General features: G+C 65.6%; 20 protein-coding genes. 10 read left to right on the top strand and 10 right to left on the bottom strand.

Features of this window, described 5'->3' with window-relative positions:
• Nucleotides 1-31 precede the first annotated feature (31 nt).
• The 3 genes from B3T77_RS10115 to B3T77_RS10125 form a co-directional block, all read right to left on the bottom strand.
• Nucleotides 32-598: a GNAT family N-acetyltransferase gene (locus tag B3T77_RS10115; protein ID WP_292079297.1), complete on the bottom strand. Its 567-nt coding sequence runs from the start codon at nucleotides 596-598 to the stop codon at nucleotides 32-34.
• On the bottom strand, nucleotides 595-2,814 hold the full coding sequence (locus B3T77_RS10120) for a S9 family peptidase (RefSeq protein WP_292079299.1): 2,220 nt from the start codon (nucleotides 2,812-2,814) through the stop codon (nucleotides 595-597). The genes B3T77_RS10115 and B3T77_RS10120 overlap by 4 nt, the downstream gene beginning before the upstream one ends.
• Before the next feature lie 79 nt (nucleotides 2,815-2,893).
• Complete coding sequence (locus B3T77_RS10125; protein ID WP_066551587.1) at nucleotides 2,894-4,678, bottom strand: acyl-CoA dehydrogenase; 1,785 nt, start codon at nucleotides 4,676-4,678, stop codon at nucleotides 2,894-2,896.
• Nucleotides 4,679-4,812: 134 nt separating this feature from the next.
• On the opposite strand from B3T77_RS10125, the gene B3T77_RS10130 reads away from it, so the two are divergent.
• Both B3T77_RS10130 and B3T77_RS10135 read left to right on the top strand, forming a co-directional pair.
• Nucleotides 4,813-5,364 (top strand): cytochrome b, encoded by a 552-nt coding sequence (locus B3T77_RS10130; protein ID WP_137721589.1) that lies wholly within the window; start codon nucleotides 4,813-4,815, stop codon nucleotides 5,362-5,364.
• Entirely contained in the window at nucleotides 5,361-6,278 is a 918-nt protein-coding gene (locus B3T77_RS10135) for an L-threonylcarbamoyladenylate synthase (RefSeq protein ID WP_292079304.1), read from the top strand. Before B3T77_RS10130 ends, B3T77_RS10135 begins: the two co-directional genes overlap by 4 nt.
• Here B3T77_RS10135 and B3T77_RS10140 read toward each other — a convergent pair.
• The 5 genes from B3T77_RS10140 to B3T77_RS10160 all read right to left on the bottom strand — a co-directional run bounded on the left by B3T77_RS10140 (nucleotide 6,275) and on the right by B3T77_RS10160 (nucleotide 10,845).
• On the bottom strand, nucleotides 6,275-7,342 hold the full coding sequence (locus B3T77_RS10140; protein ID WP_082503570.1) for a patatin-like phospholipase family protein: 1,068 nt from the start codon (nucleotides 7,340-7,342) through the stop codon (nucleotides 6,275-6,277). The two genes, B3T77_RS10135 and B3T77_RS10140, sit on opposite strands and share 4 nt — an antisense overlap.
• An 18-nt stretch (nucleotides 7,343-7,360) precedes the next feature.
• Nucleotides 7,361-8,203 (bottom strand): 3-hydroxybutyrate dehydrogenase, encoded by an 843-nt coding sequence (locus B3T77_RS10145; protein WP_112862053.1) that lies wholly within the window; start codon nucleotides 8,201-8,203, stop codon nucleotides 7,361-7,363.
• Between the two features lie 53 nt (nucleotides 8,204-8,256).
• Nucleotides 8,257-9,027 (bottom strand): peroxide stress protein YaaA, encoded by a 771-nt coding sequence (yaaA, locus tag B3T77_RS10150; RefSeq protein ID WP_292079309.1) that lies wholly within the window; start codon nucleotides 9,025-9,027, stop codon nucleotides 8,257-8,259.
• Between the two features lie 75 nt (nucleotides 9,028-9,102).
• A complete protein-coding gene (locus B3T77_RS10155; RefSeq protein ID WP_242076476.1) occupies nucleotides 9,103-9,840 on the bottom strand; it encodes an arginyltransferase in 738 nt (245 codons plus the stop codon).
• Nucleotides 9,841-9,954: 114 nt separating this feature from the next.
• Nucleotides 9,955-10,845: a flagellar motor protein MotB gene (locus tag B3T77_RS10160; RefSeq protein WP_165116685.1), complete on the bottom strand. Its 891-nt coding sequence runs from the start codon at nucleotides 10,843-10,845 to the stop codon at nucleotides 9,955-9,957.
• A 116-nt stretch (nucleotides 10,846-10,961) separates the two neighbouring features.
• Here B3T77_RS10160 and B3T77_RS10165 point away from each other — a divergent pair, with 116 nt between their 5' ends.
• Nucleotides 10,962-11,822 (top strand): NAD(P)-dependent oxidoreductase, encoded by an 861-nt coding sequence (locus B3T77_RS10165; protein WP_292079313.1) that lies wholly within the window; start codon nucleotides 10,962-10,964, stop codon nucleotides 11,820-11,822.
• Nucleotides 11,823-11,825: 3 nt separating this feature from the next.
• Here the strand turns inward: B3T77_RS10165 and B3T77_RS10170 are convergent, their stop codons facing one another.
• Together B3T77_RS10170 and hemB are read right to left on the bottom strand one after the other, a co-directional pair.
• Nucleotides 11,826-12,317, bottom strand: coding sequence for a GNAT family N-acetyltransferase (locus tag B3T77_RS10170; RefSeq protein ID WP_292079317.1), 492 nt, complete (start codon nucleotides 12,315-12,317; stop codon nucleotides 11,826-11,828).
• On the bottom strand, nucleotides 12,317-13,315 hold the full coding sequence (gene hemB / locus B3T77_RS10175; RefSeq protein ID WP_292079320.1) for a porphobilinogen synthase: 999 nt from the start codon (nucleotides 13,313-13,315) through the stop codon (nucleotides 12,317-12,319). Before hemB ends, B3T77_RS10170 begins: the two co-directional genes overlap by 1 nt.
• A gap of 148 nt (nucleotides 13,316-13,463) precedes the next feature.
• Here hemB and B3T77_RS10180 point away from each other — a divergent pair, with 148 nt between their 5' ends.
• The 7 genes from B3T77_RS10180 (at nucleotide 13,464) to B3T77_RS10210 (ending at nucleotide 18,719) form a co-directional block, all read left to right on the top strand.
• Nucleotides 13,464-14,264 (top strand): class I SAM-dependent methyltransferase, encoded by an 801-nt coding sequence (locus B3T77_RS10180; RefSeq protein ID WP_292079321.1) that lies wholly within the window; start codon nucleotides 13,464-13,466, stop codon nucleotides 14,262-14,264.
• Nucleotides 14,265-14,395: 131 nt separating this feature from the next.
• The gene (gene hemA, locus B3T77_RS10185; protein ID WP_017503921.1) at nucleotides 14,396-15,622 is read left to right on the top strand and encodes a 5-aminolevulinate synthase; all 1,227 of its coding nucleotides are present in this window, start codon (nucleotides 14,396-14,398) and stop codon (nucleotides 15,620-15,622) included.
• Complete coding sequence (locus tag B3T77_RS10190) at nucleotides 15,619-15,807, top strand: DUF6898 family protein (RefSeq protein WP_292079323.1); 189 nt, start codon at nucleotides 15,619-15,621, stop codon at nucleotides 15,805-15,807. The genes hemA and B3T77_RS10190 overlap by 4 nt, the downstream gene beginning before the upstream one ends.
• 62 nt (nucleotides 15,808-15,869) lie before the next feature.
• The gene (locus tag B3T77_RS10195; RefSeq protein WP_292079326.1) at nucleotides 15,870-16,259 is read left to right on the top strand and encodes a hypothetical protein; all 390 of its coding nucleotides are present in this window, start codon (nucleotides 15,870-15,872) and stop codon (nucleotides 16,257-16,259) included.
• 78 nt (nucleotides 16,260-16,337) lie between these two features.
• The gene (glyA, locus tag B3T77_RS10200) at nucleotides 16,338-17,621 is read left to right on the top strand and encodes a serine hydroxymethyltransferase (protein WP_292079328.1); all 1,284 of its coding nucleotides are present in this window, start codon (nucleotides 16,338-16,340) and stop codon (nucleotides 17,619-17,621) included.
• Nucleotides 17,622-17,628: 7 nt separating this feature from the next.
• The gene (nrdR, locus tag B3T77_RS10205; RefSeq protein ID WP_039245113.1) at nucleotides 17,629-18,099 is read left to right on the top strand and encodes a transcriptional regulator NrdR; all 471 of its coding nucleotides are present in this window, start codon (nucleotides 17,629-17,631) and stop codon (nucleotides 18,097-18,099) included.
• Nucleotides 18,099-18,719, top strand: coding sequence for a RibD family protein (locus B3T77_RS10210; RefSeq protein ID WP_292079332.1), 621 nt, complete (start codon nucleotides 18,099-18,101; stop codon nucleotides 18,717-18,719). The genes nrdR and B3T77_RS10210 overlap by 1 nt, the downstream gene beginning before the upstream one ends.
• Nucleotides 18,720-18,756 lie beyond the last annotated feature (37 nt).

Genomic DNA, 18,756 nt, shown 5'->3' on the forward strand with positions numbered 1-18,756 from the left:
GATAGGCGTCGGGTCACGGTGCCGCAATGCGTCAGCGCAGCGGCTTCTTGTCGACAAGGGGCAGACCCGGCGCGTCGGGCGCTGTCGCGCCGCCGTCGCCCAGCGCCCGCTGCATGAACACCACGTCGCGCCAGTCGTCGTGCTTCCAGCCGGCCGCCTTGAACACGCCGGCGTGGGTGAAGCCGCGTGTACGGTGCAGGGCGATTGAGCCGACGTTCGCCGCATCACCGATGACCGCGACCATCTGACGAAGACCCATCGCTTCGCACCGAAGGATCAACGCATCGAGCAGGGCGCCCGCGACGCCGCGCCCCCTGGCCCAGGGCGCGACGTAGAGGGAGTCCTCGACCATGTAGCGATAGGCCTGACGGGTGCGGAAAGGCCCGGCATAGGCGTATCCGACGACCGCGCCGTGGATTTCGACCACGAGGCGCGGCAGGCCGAGCGCCTCGACAGCGGCGAGCCTTGCGGCCATCTCGGTCTCGTCGGGCGCCTCCAGCTCAAAGGTGCCGCGCCCATTTGCGACGCTTTCGGCATAGATGGCCGTGATCGCCGCAATGTCGTCGGGACGGGCGTCGCGAATCGTCAGTGCGCTCACGCCTGCTCCCAGCCCTTGTCGATGGCCCAGACGGCGAAGGCGTAGTCGTGGGCGACTTCCTTCAGATAGTCGAACCGTCCGGCCGCGCCGCCGTGACCGGCCTCCATATTGATCTTCAGCAGCACGGGCTTGCCCGAGGTGGTGGCGGGTCGCAGCTTGGCGACCCACTTCTCCGGCTCCCAGTAGGTGACGCGCGGATCGGACAGGCCGCCTGTCGCCAGGACTGCTGGATAGGCTTTCGGCTCGACCTGATCGTAGGGGCTGTAGCTCATCATATAGTCGTAGGCGGCCGGGTCCTCGATCGGGTTACCCCACTCGGGCCATTCGGGCGGCGTCAGCGGCAGGGAGGTATCGCTCATGGTGTTGATCACGTCCACGAACGGCACCTGACCGATGATCCCGGCCCACAGGTCGGGCCGCATGTTGTTGACCGCACCCATCAAGAGCCCACCGGCGGATCCGCCCTGAGCGACAATGTTTCCGGCCGTGGCGTACTTCTTGTCGATCAGGTGTTCGGCGGAGGCGATGAAGTCGGTGAAGGTGTTCTTCTTCGTCATCTTCCGCGCGTCGAGGAACCAGCCCCAGCCCTTGTCTGAACCGCCGCGAATATGGGCGATGGCGTAGATCCAGCCGCGATCGACCAGCGACAGCCGGTTGGTCGAGAAGCTGGCCGGCATCGGGATGCCGTAGGAGCCGTACCCGTAGAGCAGCAGGGGCGCCGAACCATCGACGGGCGTCGATTTGCGGCGCAGCACCGTCACCGGCACCAACTGACCGTCGGATGCCGGCGCGTTCAGCCGCTCGACCACATAGTCATCGATGTTGTGACCGGACGGGATCTGCTGCGTTTTGCGCAGGGTCCGCTCGCGCGACGCCATGTCGTAGTCGAACGTCTGCGTCGGCGTAGACGGCGAGTTGTAGGTGTAGCGGGTGGTCGTCGTCTCGTATTCAGAGGTGCCGGCCAGCGACAGGGCGAAGGCCGGTTCGTCGACTGCGATCTCATGCTCGGCGCCGGTCCGATCGCGGATAATGATGCGGGTGTTGGCGTCGGCACGCTCCTGGCGCGCTAGATGAGCGTTGGTCAGGTCCAGGCCTTCGATGAAGCGGCCCGGCGTGTGCGGCACCAGATCGGTCCAGTTCGCCTTGGCCGGCGTCGCGGTCGGGGCCTGGACGATCTTGAAATCGATGGCCTCGTCCGCATTCGTGCGGATCACCCAGCGGTCGCCCCAGTGATCGACGTCGTAGCGGGTCGCCACCACGCGCGGCTCCAGCACGACGGGCTCGGCCGTCGGCGTGGCGGCGGGAATGTAGCGCGCCTCCGACGTTTCCTGGTTCTGGATGCCGATGACGATGAACTGGTCGTCGGCGGTGCGACCAACGCCGATGAACATGCCGTCGTCGGCTTCCTCATAGACCAGGGTGGTCTCGCCGCCGCGCGCCGGGCGACGGAAGATCTTGTCCGGACGGCCGTTATCGTCGCGGTTGGTCCAGAAGATCCACTGGCTGTCCGGCGAGAAGACGAAGTCGCCGGTGGCGCTGTCGATCACATCGGGCAGCACCTCGCCGGTCGCCAGGTCCTTGACGTAGATCTTGTGAACCTCGGAACCCTGGGCGTCCTCGGCATAGGCGAACAGCGTATGATCCGGGCTGTGGCTTGCGGCGGACACTTCCGAATAGGCCTTGCCCTTGGCCAGTTCGTTGGCGTCCAGCAGCAGTTGAGGCGTGGGCGCCATGACGAAGTTTTTCGTCACCGGCTGACCATCCACCATCCACGTGCCCTGACGCTCGACGCGCATGTAGCGGGGGTGCTGATCGCCCGTCTGGTATTCGACATAGTAGTTCCAGCCGCCGTCCGGCGCCGGAACCGAGCTGTCGTCTTCCTTGATGCGGCCGCGCATCTCGCTGAACATCGTCTCCTGCAAGGGCAGGGTGGAGGCCATCATGGCCTCGCGGTAGGCGTTCTCGGCGGTCAGGTGCTCCTTGACCTCAGCCTTGATCAGGGTCGGATCGCGCAGGACAGCCTGCCAATTGTCGTCCTTCATCCACTGATAGTCGTCGGTCCGGGTGCGGCCCAGTTGTTCGATGACGACAGGGATTTTCTTGGCGACGGGCGGCTGAGGCATGGGGGATCCGGTGGACTGACGGGCGAGCGCGGGGGAGGCCGAGACGGCGAGGGCGGTCGCCGCCGTGGACATGATCAGTTGCCGACGATTCATCGGACGCTCCCTGCTTGTTTTAAGGGCGGACCTTGAAGGTCCGGCCCCATCTACGTCAAACGAAGAAACGCTTCGCCGATCATCCGGCCAGCGCGTCCACCGTCATGCGCCGCAGCAGGTCGCCGCCCTGACCCACGGCCGCCAGACGGCTGGAGACGTGGCCCAGCACATTGGCGGCATAGACTTCGTAGAGGTCCAGCTTGCCCTGCAGCCAAACCGGATCGCCGTCGTTGGCGTCCAGCTTCGCCTTGGCCGCCAGCGCGCCTTTGGCCAGCATCCAGCCGCCGGCCACATCGCCCAGCAGTTTCAGATAGGCGTCGGCCGCCGCCAGCACATCCGCCGCGGCGTTCGGATCGGCCTTCTGATCCAGCAGCCACAGGGTCGCGTCCTCGACCGCCTCGATGGCGGTGGCGAACCGTTCGACCGGTTTGCCGCTGTAGAGCTTTCCGAGATCGACCAGGGTCACCTTCATGTCCGCGATCAGCGCCTTGGCAGAATCGCCGCCGTCCATCGACAGTTTGCGACCCACCAGATCCATGGCCTGGATGCCGTTGGTGCCTTCGTAGATCGGGGCGATGCGGGCGTCGCGATAGTATTGCGCCGCGCCGGTCTCCTCGATGAAGCCCATGCCGCCGTGGATCTGAACGCCCATCGAGGCGACCTCGCAGCCGATATCGGTGGACCAGGCCTTGGCGATCGGGGTGAACAGGTCCTCGCGTCCCTTCCAATGGCGGCGTTCCTCGTCGGTCCCGGCGTGGCGGGCCAGATCGGCGGCGACGCCGGTCGACAGGCACACGGCGCGCGCCGCCGAAATCTTGGCCTTCATGACGCTGAGCATGCGGCGCACGTCGGGATGGTCAAAGATCGGGGCGTTGGCCTCGCCGGTCCAGACCGAGCGCCCCTGACGACGGTCCAAGGCATAGGCGAGGGCATGCTGGTAGGCGCGTTCAGCGATACCGACGCCCTCGACGCCGACGGCCAGGCGCGCCGCGTTCATCATCACGAACATATGGGCCAGGCCCTGGTTCGGCTGACCGACAAGTTCGGCGGTCGCCCCCTCATAGCTCATGACGCAGGTCGGCGAGGCGTGGATTCCAAGCTTGTGCTCGACGCCGACCGGGCGGAAGGCGTTACGGTCGCCGAGCGTGCCGTCCTCCTTCACCGCAAACTTCGACGCCAGGAACAGGCTGATGCCCTTGGGGCCCTTGGGCGCGTCTGGCAGGCGGGCCAGCACCAGATGGACGATGTTGTCGGTCGCGTCGTGGTCGCCCCAGGTGATGTAGATCTTCTGCCCGTTCAGCGCATAGGTCCCGTCGCCGTTCGGCGTTGCCGTGGTGATCAGCGAACCCAGGTCCGATCCGGCGCCCGGCTCGGTCAGCACCATGGCGCCGGTCCATTCGCCGCTGACCAGCTTGGTCAGATATTTGGCCTTCTGCTCTTCCGTTCCGACCTGCTCCAGCGCCTCGATCGAGGCCAGCGACAGCATGGGGCATAGGCCGAACGCCATGTTGGCGGCATGGACGGTCTCATAGGCCGCCAGTTCCAGCGCCTTGGGCAGGGCCTGTCCGCCCGCTTCGGTCGAAGCCGACAGCCCGGTCCAGCCGCCGGCCGCAAACTGGCGATAGGCGTCGGCGAATCCGGGCGCGGCGGTGACAGCGCCGTTGGCGTAGGTCGAGCCCTTCTGATCCCCAATCCGGTTTAGCGGCGCCAGCACCTCCTCCGAAAACTGGCCGGCCGCTTCCAGAACGGCGCCGGCGACGTCGGCGTCATAGTCGGGAAAGGCGCCGGTTGCGGCCACGTCGGCCATGCCGGCGACGGATTCCAGAGTGAAGGCCAGGTCTCGAACGGGCGCGCGATAGGTCATGGGTTTCCTCAATCGTCTTTGCGGCCTAAGTGCCGCGTCGGGGCCTGTCGCTGCAAGCGTCTTGGCGACGCGCCCCGTCTCAGTGCAAAGTGGCTGAATGCATGGTGAAGCCGTGCCGTCGCGGAAGGGAAGACATGGGCGAGCCCCGCAATCGATATTCGGTCGTTTCCCTGCTGATGCATTGGGGCATCGCCGCCGCCGTTCTGGCTCAGGTGCTGCTGATCACGGCGCATGAGAATACGGAAGGGCCGATTTCGGGCCAGTTCGTCATGCTGCACAAGTCGCTGGGTCTGACGATCCTGGTGCTGACCCTCGCACGGATCGGATGGCGTCTGGCGCATCCGGCGATTCCTCTGCCATCGGCCTTGCCGCGCTGGCAGAAGGTGGCGGCGCGCGCGACGCACGTCCTGTTCTACCTGGCCCTGATCGTCATTCCGATGACCGGTTGGCTCGCGTCGTCGGCGGGCGGGCGGGCGATCGAGTGGTTCGGCCTCTTCTCTTGGCCCCTGCTGCCCGTCGGCGGCGGGCGCGAAACGGCGCGCAGCCTGATGGGGCTGCACGAACTGGCGGTGAAGGGTCTCTATGTCTTGATCGCCCTGCATGTGATCGCGGCGCTCAAGCATCAGTTCATTGATCGGGACAATGTGCTGCACCGGATGATCCCGATCATCCCGCGCAGACCGTGAGCCAAACGCCGCTGCAAGCCGCTCAGGCGCTGGCGAACGGCGATCTGATCCTGCTGCCGACCGAGACCGTTTATGGACTGGGCGCCGACGCGAGCAATGCCGAGGCGGTCGCCGCCATCTTCGCCGCGAAAGGGCGGCCGAAGTTCAATCCGCTGATTTCGCATGTCGTTGATGCCGATGCGGCGGCCAAGATTGGCGAGCTTGGCCCGCTCGGACTTGCCTTGGCGGACGCCTTCTGGCCCGGCCCCTTCACCCTGATCACGCCAGTCCTGGACACGCGCAGTGTCTGCGATCTGGCGCGGGCCGGACTGGACAGCGTCGCGATCCGTGTTCCGGCGCATCCGGTGGCGAGAGAAGTGTTGGCGGCGTTCGGCGGCCCGGTCGTGGCCCCCTCGGCCAATCGTTCCGGCCGACCGAGCCCGACGACCTTCCCCGATGCTGTCGAGGAGACGGGCTTTGCGGTCTCAGCGGCTGTCGATGGCGGACCCTGCCAGGTCGGTCTGGAAAGCACGGTCGTGTCAGTGCTGGGAGGAAGGGTCGCCTTGCTTCGTCCCGGCGCCATCACCCGGTCCGAGATCGAGGCGGTCGTCGGCGCCATTGAAGAGGGCTCAGAAGGGCATCGTTCGCCCGGGCGACTGACCCTGCACTATGCACCGGATGCTCCGGTTCGCATCGAGGCCGGCGCGGCGCGTGACGGCGAAATCCTGCTCGGCTTTGGCCCCGAAGCCGGCGAGCCACGCTGGAGCCTGAGCCCGTCGGGCGACCTGCGCGAAGCCGCCGCCAATCTGTTCCGACTGCTGCGCGAGGCCGACCGCACACGGCCGACGGGTATCGCCGTGTCGCCGATTCCGACGACGGGACTGGGTGAAGCCATCAACGACCGTCTGCGACGCGCCGCAGGCTTCGTCGGTTAGCCGAAGCGGGCCTGAAGATCGACGCTGGACTGGCGTCCGACGCTGCTCACGCACGCGTTCAACCAATCGTCAGCGGCCGCACGTCCCCGCGCCTTCAGATCGTTGAGGAAACCCCATTCGGTGTTGAACTTGGATCGTAGCGACAGGTCCGAAAGCCAGCCGTCCGCCTCAATGGCGTGCAGTCGGACGTGCCGATAAGGTCCGGCGCCGCCGCCTTTCAACTGCCCGTGTTCGATTAGTTCACCCGCGAGGGCGATGGCGCGCAGTTCTGCGACCAGCGGCGCGTTGAAGACGATCTCGTTCAGCCGATCGACGATGTCGCCTGCGCTTTTCGGCGTCTCGTCGCGCACCATCGGATTGAGTGTGATCAGCAGGACGTCGTCCGGCGTGTCGTCTCCGGTCAACGGCCACAGCGGCGGATTGGTCAGATAGCCGCCGTCCCAATAGGGCTCCCCATCGATCTCCACGGCTTGAAACAGATGGGGGAGGCAGGCCGACGCCATCAGGACATCCGCGTTGATCTCATTCGTCTGGAAAATGCGCGCTTTCGCTTGGCGCACAGCGGTGGCGGCGACGAAAAGCCGGATGTCCGAGGCCTGGACGGCGCGGAAATCGACCGAGGCCTGCAAAACCCGTTTCAGAGGATTATGGTTCAGTGGATTGAATTCATAAGGACTCATCGACATGGCCAGCGTCTCGCCCGCGCGCCAGAATGGGTTGTCCTTGATCCAGTCGGGCGTCCGCGTCGCAGTCCAGATCGCGCTGTCGCCGAAGACGTTGCGACCGCCGGACTGGTTGACCTCTCGCCAGAGCTTGTCCAACGCGGCGCGGCCATCTCCTGACGCCAGGCCTGAAACCAAGGCCGCGCCGTTCATCGCTCCCGCTGAGACGCCGGACACCGCGCGAATATCCAGACGATCGTCTTCCAACAGACGATCCAGCACGCCCCATTGGAAGGCGCCGTGTGCGCCGCCGCCCTGAAGCGCAAGGCAGATGGGCCGTCGGGCAGGAGCGGCGGGAACTGAGCCCGCCGCCTCGGCGGTCTTGCGCTTGAAAATCGCCATGACCGCCGCCTTCCTTTGCTACTGCGCGGTCCAGCCGCCGTCGATGGAGAAGCTGGCCCCGTTGGCCGAGGCGCCGAGGTCGCTGACCAGGTAAAGGAAGATGCCGGTCAGTTCCTCCGTCGTGACGAACCGCTTTGTCGGCTGGGCCGCCAGGATCACGTCCGTCAGCACCTGCTCCTCGGTCATGTTTCTCGTACGGGCCTGATCCGCGATCTGCTTGGTCACGATCGGCGTCTCGACAAAGCCGGGGCAGATGGCGTTGCAGGTGATGTTGTCGCGCGCCAGTTCCAGCGCTGCGGTCTTGGTGAAGCCGATGACGCCGTGCTTTGCCGCGACATAGGCGGACTTGAACGGACTGGCCACCAGACCGTGCGCAGAGGCCATGTTGATGATCCGGCCGCGCCCCTGCGCCTTCATGATCGGGATCGCCGCGCGCGTGGCGTAAAAGGCCGACGACAGGTTGATGGCGATGATCTTCTCCCACTGATCGGTGGGGAAGTTCTCGACGGATTCGACGTGCTGGATGCCGGCGTTGTTGACCAGAATGTCCAGGCGTCCCAGTTCGCGCTCAGCGAAGGCGATCATGTCGGCGATTTCGTCACCGCGCGTCATGTCCGCCGGATGATAGAGGACGCGAACGCCGGATGAGGCCTCCAGATCGGCGCGGGTGCGCTCGATCTCCGCGGGGTCGCCCAAGCCGTTCAGAACGACTTCACCGCCGCCTTCCGCCACGGCGCGTGCGAGAGCCAGCCCGATGCCGGAGGTCGAGCCCGTGATGACCGCGACCTGCCCTTTCAGATCGCCGATACCGCGTGCCGCCCGACTGTCGGCGCCCGTGGAGTCCTTAGGCTCTTGCGACATGAATCCGCCCCTTCGTTTGTTTTGGCGAGATTAGCGGGAGGTCGATGTCGGGATCAAGAATTTCCCGATCTGATGAATATCCACTCGGCGTCGGTCGAGGCGGCCTTGTCGAACGCATAACCGTCCCGGTCGAACGCCTTCAGGTCCGCGACCCGTTCCACGCGCTCGTCGATCGCGAACCGCGCCATGGCCCCGCGCGCCTTCTTGGCGAAGAAGGAGATGATGCGGCTCTCGCCGTTCTTTTCTTCCCGGAACTGGGGCGTGACGACAGGCAGTTTCAGAGCCTTTGCATCGACGGCCCCGAAATATTCCTGGCTGGCCAGATTCACCAGCGTCGGATCCGACTGGCCCTCGGCGTCTTCGTTCAATTGTTTGGAAATCCGGTCGCCCCAGAAGTCGTACAGGCTGGCCCCACGACGCGTCTTCAGCCGCGTGCCCATCTCCAGCCGATAGGGCTGAATCCGGTCCAACGGACGCAGCAGGCCGTAAAAGCCGGACAGAATGCGCAAATGGTTCTGGGCGAACGCCAAGGCGTCGGCGTCCAGTTCGCGCGCTTTCAAACCCTCATACACATCGCCGGCAAAGGCGAAGGCTGCCTGAACGCCCTCTGTGGATTCTGGATCGAATGCCTTGAAGCGCGCGGCGTTCAGGGTCGCCAGATCGTCCGAAATCCCCATCAGCCGACGCAGGTCCGCCTTGGTCTGGCGCTTGGCGGTCTTGGACAGGCTGGCTGTATCTTCGACGAACCGGCGGTCGCTGCCGGGAATAGCCCCATCGGCTTCGGTGAAATCGAGGCGCTTGGCCGGGGAAAGAACAATCAGCAAGACGCGGCTCCGTAATGTCGCCGCCCACATAGGATGCTTCGATGACGATTTGAACCGGCTGCGGCGAAGGGCGCGTCAGGCGTCCCGGCGTGACCAGCCGAGCTTGCCGAGAGTTTCCATCGGGCGGAAGTCGGCCTTGTAATCCATCTTGGCCGAGCCCTGGACCCAATAGCCGAGATAGACGAACGGCAGGCCGACGATGGCGGCCTGGCGCACATGATCCAGGATGGCGAACCGGCCCAGGCTGCGCCGCTCCATCGTCGGATCATAGAAGCTGTAGACCATCGACAGCCCGTCTTTCAGCAGGTCCGTCAGGGTCACGGCGACCAGATCGCCCGGCCCGCCGTCGGTGGAGGGCAGGCGGTATTCGATCAGATGGGTGCGCACGGCCGTATCCTCGACCATGGCGACGTAATCCAGCCAGCCCATGTCGCTCATACCGCCGGTCGGATGGCGCGTGGTCAGGTAGCGGCGCAGAAGCTGGAACTGTTCGGTTGTCGCCTCGGCTTCGACCAGGTCGCGCGAAAGGTCGGCGTTGCGGGCCAACACCTTGCGCTGCGAACGGCTGAAGGCGAACTCCGGCACCGGCAGCCGCACCGAAACACAGGCGTCGCACGCCTCGCACGCCGGGCGATAGGCGATGTTCTGGCTGCGGCGAAAACCGGCCAGCGTCAGTTCGTCATTGACGTGCGCGCCGTCCGAGAAGGGGAGGTTGGCGAAGACCTTCCGTTCCGTCTTGCCCGGCAGGTAGGGGCAGGGCGCGACCGAGGTCATGAAGAAGCGAAGCTGTCGGGTCGGTACGTGCTGGGTCACGGCCTCAAGTCCGCATCCGATCTTGCCAATATTGCGACGACACAACGCTCATCGCGCGATTTGGCGTCATCCGCGTTCCGGCTGCAAGCCTGTTCGCGTTGCAGCCGAGCGGAGTCACAGCGAGGTGTCCGATGGCAGGACCGGCGCCTCGCGCAACAGCACGATGGCGATGCGGCGGTTGCCGGCCAGGGTCGGATCGTCCGGATAGAGCGGGTCGGACCCCGCCTTGCCCGCCACCGAATAGACCCGGTCGGGATCGACGCCCGAACCTTGCAGCACCAGACGCGAGCCGTTGGCGCGCTCGGACGACAGCGTCCAGTCCGCAGGGGCGCTGGCGCGGCTGGAGCCGGGCGCCGCGCTGGTGTGTCCGGTGATTGAGATGCGGTTCGGCAACTGGTTGATCACCTTAGCCACAGCGCGCAGCAGCACCTGGGCGCGCGCATTCGGGCGCGCAGAGTTGTTGTCGAACATTGACCGGCCTTCCTGATCGACCAGCTGGATGCGCAGCCCTTCGGGCGTCTGGTCCACGATCAGCTGTTTCGACAGTTCGGCCAGCTCCGGCATCGACTGCATGGCCTGGCGCAGCGATTCGGCGGCGCTGGCGAACTCGGCGGCCTCGCGCTTCTGGATTTCAGCCTGGAGAGCGGCGTCGCTGGCGGACGACAGGCTGGAGCCCGTCTGATCGGTCGCGGGCGCCTCGGGCGCCAGTTCTTCCAGCACGGATTGCGAGCCGGCGCTCTTGACGCCGTCGTCGCCCAGCGATGTGCCGCCCAGAATGCCGCCGGAACCCGACGTCGTCTCGGACACGCTGGCCGGTGCGAAATATTCGGCGATGCCGCGCTTCTGCTCCGGGTCGGTCGTATTGATCAGCCACATCAGCAGGAAGAAGGCCATCATGGCGGTCACGAAGTCCGCATAGGCCACCTTCCACGCACCGCCGTGGTGGCCTCCGCCGGAGACCTTCTTGACCTTCTTGATGAGGATCGGACGATCGCTCACGGACATGGACGCGCACCCCGACGAATGGTGTCCCATTGTGGGCTGGCCAAGGTTAACCGGGCGTTGACCTTGAACCCCGGCGCGGCGCGGCCTAGTCCGACGGCAGGATCAAGGAGCCTGTCATGAAGATCGCATTCGCCGGCCTGGGCGTCATGGGCGCCCCGATGGCCCGTCATCTGATCGAGGCGGGCCACCACGTGACGGGGTTCAATCGCACTGTCTCAAAAGCCGAGGCCTGGGCGGCGGCGACGAGCGGTAAGGCGGCGGCGACGGTGGCTGAGGCGGCGCAGGGCGTCGACCTGTTCATCCTGTGCGTCGGCAACGATGCGGACGTGCGCGCCGTGGTGACCGAGGCCTTGCCGCATCTGTCGGAGGCCGCCGTGATCGTCGATCACACCACGACCTCGGCCAAGGTGGCGCGCGAAATGGCCGAACTGGCGAACGAGCAGGGCAAGTCGTTCATCGACGCACCGGTGTCGGGCGGCCAGGCGGGCGCCGAGAATGGACAACTCAGCGTAATGGCCGGCGCGGATGCCGCCGCCCTGGCGAAGGTAGAGCCCGTGTTGAAGGCCTATTCCAAGGCGATCAAACATATGGGACCGGCCGGGTCAGGCCAACTGACCAAGATGGTCAACCAGATCGCCATCGCCGGCGTCGTCCAGGGCTTAGCCGAGGCCGTCCACTTCGCTCAGGTCGCGGGACTGGACACCGACGCCGCCTATGAGGCCGTGTCCAAGGGCGCCGCGCAAAGCTGGCAGATGGACAATCGCTGGAAGACGGCGGCCAAAGGCGAGTTCGACTTCGGCTTCGCCGTGGATTGGATGCGAAAGGACCTGGGTCTGGTGCTGGACGAGGCGCGCACGAACGGCGCGCGCCTGTCTCTGACGGCGCTGGTCGATCAGTTCTACGCCGAGGTTCAGGCCATGGGCGGAAACCGCTGGGACACCTCCAGCCTGGCGGCGCGACTGCAACCCCGCGACTGATGCCTAAAGCCGGCGATGCATGATGTGCAGGCCGACCGGGCCGTGCGTCGGGTGATCGAACGCTTCAGGAACCGTGCCCACGATCTCGAACCCCAGCTTCTTCCACAGCGCCACGGCCACGGTATTGGTCTCGACCACGGCGTTGAACTGCATGGATCGGAAGCCGGCATCCCGCGCAAAAGCCAGCGCGGCTTCGCCCAAACTGCGGGCCACGCCGCGCCCGCGCGCTTCGGGCGCCACCATAAAGCTGCCGTTGGCGACGTGGGCGCCGTTGCCCTGCTGGTTCGGAATGATCTTGGCGACGCCCAGCACCTGGCCGTTCTCAACCGCAACCAAGGTTCCGCCCGGCGCGGGCAGCGTCCACAGCACGCGCGCCTGCGCCTCGTCCATGTCTAACGGATAGGTATAGGTCTCGCCCGCGCGAGTGACGGTTTCGATAATCGGCCACAGGCCCGGCCAGTCGGCCTCCGTGATCGGCCGGATCTCCACGCCCATCAGCCCAGTAGCCGTGCGGCCTGCGGTGCGAAATAGGTCAGTACGCCCGCGCACCCCGCGCGCTTGAACCCGTGCAGGGTCTCAAGGATCGCTCGGTCCTCGTCCAGCCAACCATTGGCGATGGAGGCCTGCATCATCGAATATTCGCCCGACACCTGATAGGCGAAGGTGGGTACGCGGAAGGTCTCGGACACGCGCCGGACGATATCCAGATACGGCATGCCCGGCTTGACCATCACCGCATCGGCGCCTTCCGACAGGTCCATCGCCACCTCCTTCAGCGCCTCGTCGGAGTTGGCGTAATCCATCTGATAGGTCTTCTTGTCGCCCTTCAGCATCGCCGAAGAGCCCACGGCGTCGCGATAGGGACCATAGAAGGCCGAGGCGAACTTGGCGGCGTAGGACAGGATCAGCGTGTCCTGAAACCCGTTCGCCTCCAGCGCCTCGCGCACCGCCTGGATGCGGCCATCCATCATGTCAGAGGGCGCCACGACATCGGCGCCGGCGTGGGCGTGGATGAAGGCCTGTTCGGCCAGGCGGTCCAGGCTAGCGTCGTTGGCGATGCGGTCGCCCTCCATCACCCCGTCGTGGCCATGGTCGGTGTAGCAGTCCAGGGCGACGTCGGTCATGACGCCGATCTCGGGCGCGGCGTCCTTGATCGCCTTGATGCAGTCGGGAATCAGGCCGTCGGGGTCGGTCGCGCCCGTGCCGACCGCATCCTTGATCGCGCCATCGACATTAGGGAACAAAGCCACCATCGGAATGCCGAGGTCGCGCGCCTCGACCGCCGCCGACGCCGCCGCCTTGGGGGAAAGCCGAAACACGCCGGGCATGGAGGCGACCGGGACGCGATCCTCGGTCCCGTCATGGACGATCAACGGCCAGATCAGATCGGCCGGCGTCAGGGTCGTTTCCGCCACCAGCCGCCGCACCCACGGGCTGGACCGCAGGCGGCGCGGACGGGCGAGCGGGAAGGGGGCGGGCTGATAGGGAAGCATGGCGAAACCTTGGAAAATCCAGCGTCGGACTAGCGCCGCAACGACCGGTGCGCAAATCGCGTGATGCGTCGGATCGTTTCGTGCGTGATGACGGCTTGCGCGGATCGGCGAAATGCGAGCCTATCGCGACAATTCGATGGAGACGATAATGATCGAGAAATTGGCGGCGGGTGCAACGGCCCTGGTCCTGGCGGCAGGTCTGTCCGGCTGCATCATCATCGACTCGGACGGCGGAGAGCGGACCGTCGTCGCCCCGGCGGCCGACGCGCAGCCGGCGGGCTATTCCAGTCTCTATGCTGAGGCGGTCGCCGATCCCAAACGTCCGGCCGAAGAGGTCGCGCGTGATCCGCTGCGTCACCCGGCCGAAATCCTCGCCTTCGCCCAACTCGAGCCGGGCGACAAGGTCGCCGACATTCGCCCCGGCGCCGGCTATTTCACTCGGCTGTTCTCCGACGTGGTCGGCCCGACCGGCCGGGTCTACGCCTTCGTGCCCGAGCGGACGATGGCGCGCGAGAACGCGGGGGCCGATGCGCTTGTCGCCGCCTATTCGAACGTGACGCGCGTCAACGGCCTGCTGGACGCGATGACCTACGCCGAGCCGCTGGACATGATCTTCATGAGCCAGGAATACCACGACTTCCATATCCCCGGCTTCAACACCGACGTGGCTAAGATGAACGCGGCGGTGTTTGCGGCGCTCAAGCCCGGCGGCCGCTACATCCTGATCGACCATGACGCCGCGCCCGGCACGGGCATCTCGGCGGTCCAGACCCTGCACCGCATCGAAGGCGACTATCTGAAGCGCGAGGTCGAGGCGGCCGGCTTTGTCTTCGAGGGCGAGAGCCAGGCCGTCGCCAATCCCGCAGACGACCACAGCCTGAACGTCTTCGACGAGAAGATCCGCGGCAAGACAGACCAGTTCGTCTACCGCTTCCGCAAGCCGGGCTGATCAATCTCGATACTGAGAACCGTTATCAATTAAGGGTTTGGGGCGTTTTGTCCATGCGGCGGACATGGACAAGCCCGCTTCAGGAGAGCAAACAACGCAAAGACATCGCCATAAGCGAAAGAACGCGTAGTTTGTTCGACTATAAGGCCGCCTTTAATAGCTCCGTTGAGCAGGTTCGCAGCGAAGGACGCTATCGCGTCTTCGCCGATCTGAAGCGCGTGCGCGGTCAGTTTCCGCAGGCTGTGCGTCGCCGCGAGGATGGCTCCGAACAGGACGTCGTCATCTGGTGCTCCAACGACTATCTCGGCATGGGCCAGCACCCCGTCGTGCTGGACGCCATGCATAGTGAGATCGACGCGGTGGGCGCCGGCGCCGGCGGCACGCGCAACATCTCAGGCACCACGCGTTCGGCCGTCGATCTGGAAGCCGAGCTGGCCCACTGGCACCAGAAGGAAGCGGCCCTGCTGTTCACCTCGGGCTACGTCGGCAACGAGGCGACGCTGTCGACCCTGCAGAAGATCCTTCCGGGCCTGATCACCTTCTCCGATTCGCTGAACCATGCCTCGATGATCGCCGGCATCCGTCACGGCGGCGGCGAGCGTCACGTCTTCATGCACAACGATCTGGCGCATCTGGAGGCCCTGCTGGCGGCGGCGCCGGCCGATGCGCCCAAGCTGATCGCGTTTGAGAGCGTCTATTCGATGGACGGCGACATCGCCGATCTGGCCGGCACCATTGCGCTCGCCAAGAAATACGGCGCCCTGACCTATCTGGACGAGGTCCATGCGGTTGGCCTGTATGGCGAAACCGGCGCGGGTGTCGCCGAGCGCGACGGCGTGCTGGACCAGATCGACATCATCGAATGCACCCTGGGCAAGGCGATCGGCGTGATGGGCGGCTATATCGCCGCCGACGCCATGATCATCGATGCGGTGCGCAGCTGGGCCTCGGGCTTCATCTTCACCACTTCGCTGCCGCCGGCCCTGACCGCTGGCGCCTTGGCTTCTGTTCGTCACCTGAAGGCCCACCCCGAACTGCGCGTCCAGCATCAAGAGCGCGCCGCGACGCTCAAGGCCCGCTTCGCCGCGGCCGGCATCCCCGTGATGGAAAGCGAGAGCCATATCGTGCCGGTCCACGTCGGTGATCCGGTCCACTGCAAGATGATCTCGGACATGCTGCTGGACGAGTACGGCGTCTATGTTCAGCCGATCAACTATCCGACTGTGCCCAAGGGGACCGAGCGCCTGCGTTTCACGCCGTCGCCGAACCACACCGACGCCATGATGGATCATCTGGTCCAGGCGATGGACAAGCTGTTCGCCCACTGTAACGTGGCGCGCCGACCCGTCGCCGCATGACGACGGGCGACGACCTCGGAGAGGTCATCGTCGAGTTCACCCGCAACGGCCCCTACCTCAAATGCTCGGCCATCCATGTCGCGACAGGCCGGGAGGTCAGCGCCATGGGGCCAGTCAACGAACCCAAGTCCGTCGAACGGGTCGCGATCGCCAAGCTGAGGCGGGCACTGTCTCGCGAGCTTTGACACGGCGTGATTGAATCGACTCTGACGCTGGACGATGGTTCTCTCCGCGCGGGGAGGACGCCATGCTGTTACCGGATAGCCCGGCAATTCTTGGGTGGGGCGCGTTTTCGATCTTCGCTGTGCTGGCCGGTCTGGTTCTGTTGATCGGAGCTGACCATGCGGCGCCAGGTTGTACCGGGCCCGAAGTACAGCGATGTGACTACATCGAAACAGCGAAGGCGGCGCTGGGTGACCGCAGCCACTTCCAGCCCGATCTGGGATTTGAGATCGTTGACGCAGGCTCGTCAGTTCGCGTGCAGCAAGTTCTGCCTCGAGGCTCTTCAGCACTGTTCGAAGGGCCTGCCGTTCTGATTGATAAGAAAAGTTGCCGCGCTTGCAGCGTCTCGGTGCGCGTTTCGACCGGAGGCGTGACGGACGTGCGTGCTCGCCGTATTCCGGCCAGTGGCGTTTAACGGTTGCCGCCACAAGATGTTGTGGTCACGCGCGGCTGGGGATAGATAGGCCAGCTTCTGATTTCCGGGGATTCCAGCGTGACGGCCTTCACCCACGACGCCTATTTCACCAAGACGCTCGCTGACGCCGACCCGGACGTCTTCAAGGGCATTCAGGGCGAGTTGGGCCGTCAGCGCGAACAGATCGAGCTGATCGCTTCCGAGAATATCGTCTCCCAGGCGGTGCTGGACGCGCAGGGGTCGGTCCTGACGAACAAATACGCCGAAGGCTATCCCGGTCGGCGCTATTATGGCGGCTGCGAGTTCGTCGACGTGACCGAGGATCTGGCGCGCGAGCGGGCCAAGCAACTCTTCGGCGCGGCCTTCGCCAACGTCCAGCCCCACTCGGGCGCCCAGGCGAACCAGGCGGTCTTCTTCACCCTGCTGCAGCCCGGCGACACCTTCCTGGGCATGGATCTGGCCTGCGGCGGACACCTGACGCACGGCTCGCCCGCGAACCAGTCGGGCAAGTGGTTCCGCCCTGTGACCTACAAGGTGCGCGAAGACACCCACCTGATCGACTATGACCACGTCGCCGAAATGGCCGAGCGTGAGAAGCCCAAGCTGATCCTGGCCGGTGCCTCGGCCTACAGCCGCCACATCGACTTCAAGCGCTTCCGCGAGATCGCCGACAGCGTCGGCGCCTATCTGATGGTGGACATGGCCCACTACGCCGGCCTGATCGCCGGCGGCGCCTATCCGGACCCGATCCAGCACGCCCACGTCGTCACCACGACCACGCACAAGACCCTGCGCGGCCCGCGCGGCGGTATGATCCTGTCAAACGACGTCGATCTGGGCAAGAAGATCAACTCCGCCGTCTTCCCCGGCCTGCAAGGCGGCCCGCTGGAACACGTCATCGCCGCCAAGGCCGTGGCTTTCGGCGAGGCGCTGAAGCCCGAGTTCAAGGGCTATGCCCAACAGGTCGTCAAGAACGCCCAGGCCCTGTCCGGCGTCCTGATCGAGCGTGGCCTGGCCATCGTCTCTGGCGGCACCGACAGTCACCTGGCCCTGGTCGACCTGCGGCCTAAGGGCGTGACCGGCAAGGCGACCGAGCATGAGCTCGAAAAGGCGCTGATGACCTGCAACAAGAACGGCGTGCCGTTCGACACCGCGCCGTTCACCGTCACCTCGGGCGTCCGCCTGGGCACCCCGGCCGGCACCACGCGCGGCTTCGGCGAGGAAGAGTTCAAGCAGATCGGCCACTGGATCGCCGACGTCGTCTCCTCGATGAATGGCGGCGACGAAGCTGATCCGGCTGTGGTCGCGGGCGTCGCGGCCCAGGTGCGAGAGTTGACGCACCGCTTCCCGATCTACGGATAAGCGCCTGATGAAGTGCCCTTTTTGCGGTCATCAGGATACTCAGGTGAAGGACAGCCGGCCGTCGGACGACGGCTCGGCCATTCGACGCCGCCGGTCCTGCCCGAACTGCAACGGGCGCTTCACGACGTTCGAGCGCGTGCAACTGCGTGAACTGGTCATCTTGAAGCGCAACGGGCGGCGCACGCCCTTCGACCGCGACAAGCTGGAACGCTCGCTGGGCGTGGCCCTGCGTAAACGCCCGGTCCAGGCTGATCAGGTCGAGCAGATGGTCAATCGGATCGTCCGCCAGCTGGAAAGCCTGGGCGAGACTGAAATCCCGTCCAGCACGGTCGGCGACTTTATCATGAAGGCGCTGAAGGGCGTCGATGAGGTGGCCTATGTCCGCTACGCCTCGGTCTACAAGGATTTCCGCCACACAGGCGACTTCGCCAAATTCTTGGGCGACGAAGGGTTCGACGAACCGTCCGGCAAGGCCTGATGCGGGTCACGCTGAAACTGGCGACCTCCTTGGACGGACGGATCGCCACGGCCTCTGGAGAGAGCCAGTGGATCACCGGCGAAGCGGCGCGGCTTGAGGGTCACCGCCTGCGCGCCGCCCACGATGCGATCCTGGTCGGCGTCGAGACGGTTCTGCACGATGATCCCGAACTGACCGCTCGCCTGCCGGGCCGCAGTGTGGATCAGCCGCTGCGCGTCGTGCTGGACAGCCGGCTGCGAACGCCGCAGGCGGCGAAGGTCGTGGGCGAAAACACCCTGATCCTGACCGCTGCGGAGCCGCGCAGTATCGGCGCCGCCAAGGTGATGCAGGTCGCCGCCGAGCACGGTCGTCCGACCATCCCGGCCGTGGTGAAAGCCTTGGAAGCCGCCGGCGCAACATCGCTGCTCATCGAAGGCGGCGGTCAGGTCGCGGCGTCTTTCCTGCGCGCCAATGCCGTCGATGTGCTGGAATGGTTTCGCGCCCCGATCCTGCTGGGCGGGGAAGGGCGGCCCTGCGTCGCCGCCCTGGCTCTTGCAAAGCTGGCGGACGCCCCCAAGTTCCGTCGCCTGGGCGTCGAGCCCGTCGGGGACGATCTGTGGGAACGCTACGCCCGTCTCTGACGCCGTCCAATTAGACGATTAGACGAATTAGACGGTA

Source organism: Brevundimonas sp. UBA7838, from assembly GCF_002500885.1.
GTDB lineage: Bacteria > Pseudomonadota > Alphaproteobacteria > Caulobacterales > Caulobacteraceae > Brevundimonas > Brevundimonas vesicularis_C.

What these genes read in the sequence shown, in the direction of transcription:
- B3T77_RS10160 (WP_165116685.1), bottom strand. Translation starts at nt 10,845, where the DNA reads ATGTCCGTGAGCGATCGTCCGATCCTCATCAAGAAGGTCAAGAAGGTC.
- B3T77_RS10180 (WP_292079321.1), top strand. Translation starts at nt 13,464, where the DNA reads ATGATCGAGAAATTGGCGGCGGGTGCAACGGCCCTGGTCCTGGCGGCA.
- B3T77_RS10145 (WP_112862053.1), bottom strand. Translation starts at nt 8,203, where the DNA reads ATGTCGCAAGAGCCTAAGGACTCCACGGGCGCCGACAGTCGGGCGGCA.
- B3T77_RS10195 (WP_292079326.1), top strand. Translation starts at nt 15,870, where the DNA reads ATGCTGTTACCGGATAGCCCGGCAATTCTTGGGTGGGGCGCGTTTTCG.
- B3T77_RS10210 (WP_292079332.1), top strand. Translation starts at nt 18,099, where the DNA reads ATGCGGGTCACGCTGAAACTGGCGACCTCCTTGGACGGACGGATCGCC.
- B3T77_RS10120 (WP_292079299.1), bottom strand. Translation starts at nt 2,814, where the DNA reads ATGAATCGTCGGCAACTGATCATGTCCACGGCGGCGACCGCCCTCGCC.
- B3T77_RS10170 (WP_292079317.1), bottom strand. Translation starts at nt 12,317, where the DNA reads ATGGGCGTGGAGATCCGGCCGATCACGGAGGCCGACTGGCCGGGCCTG.
- B3T77_RS10140 (WP_082503570.1), bottom strand. Translation starts at nt 7,342, where the DNA reads ATGGCGATTTTCAAGCGCAAGACCGCCGAGGCGGCGGGCTCAGTTCCC.
- nrdR (WP_039245113.1), top strand. Translation starts at nt 17,629, where the DNA reads ATGAAGTGCCCTTTTTGCGGTCATCAGGATACTCAGGTGAAGGACAGC.
- hemB (WP_292079320.1), bottom strand. Translation starts at nt 13,315, where the DNA reads ATGCTTCCCTATCAGCCCGCCCCCTTCCCGCTCGCCCGTCCGCGCCGC.
- B3T77_RS10130 (WP_137721589.1), top strand. Translation starts at nt 4,813, where the DNA reads ATGGGCGAGCCCCGCAATCGATATTCGGTCGTTTCCCTGCTGATGCAT.
- B3T77_RS10165 (WP_292079313.1), top strand. Translation starts at nt 10,962, where the DNA reads ATGAAGATCGCATTCGCCGGCCTGGGCGTCATGGGCGCCCCGATGGCC.
- B3T77_RS10190 (WP_292079323.1), top strand. Translation starts at nt 15,619, where the DNA reads ATGACGACGGGCGACGACCTCGGAGAGGTCATCGTCGAGTTCACCCGC.
- B3T77_RS10125 (WP_066551587.1), bottom strand. Translation starts at nt 4,678, where the DNA reads ATGACCTATCGCGCGCCCGTTCGAGACCTGGCCTTCACTCTGGAATCC.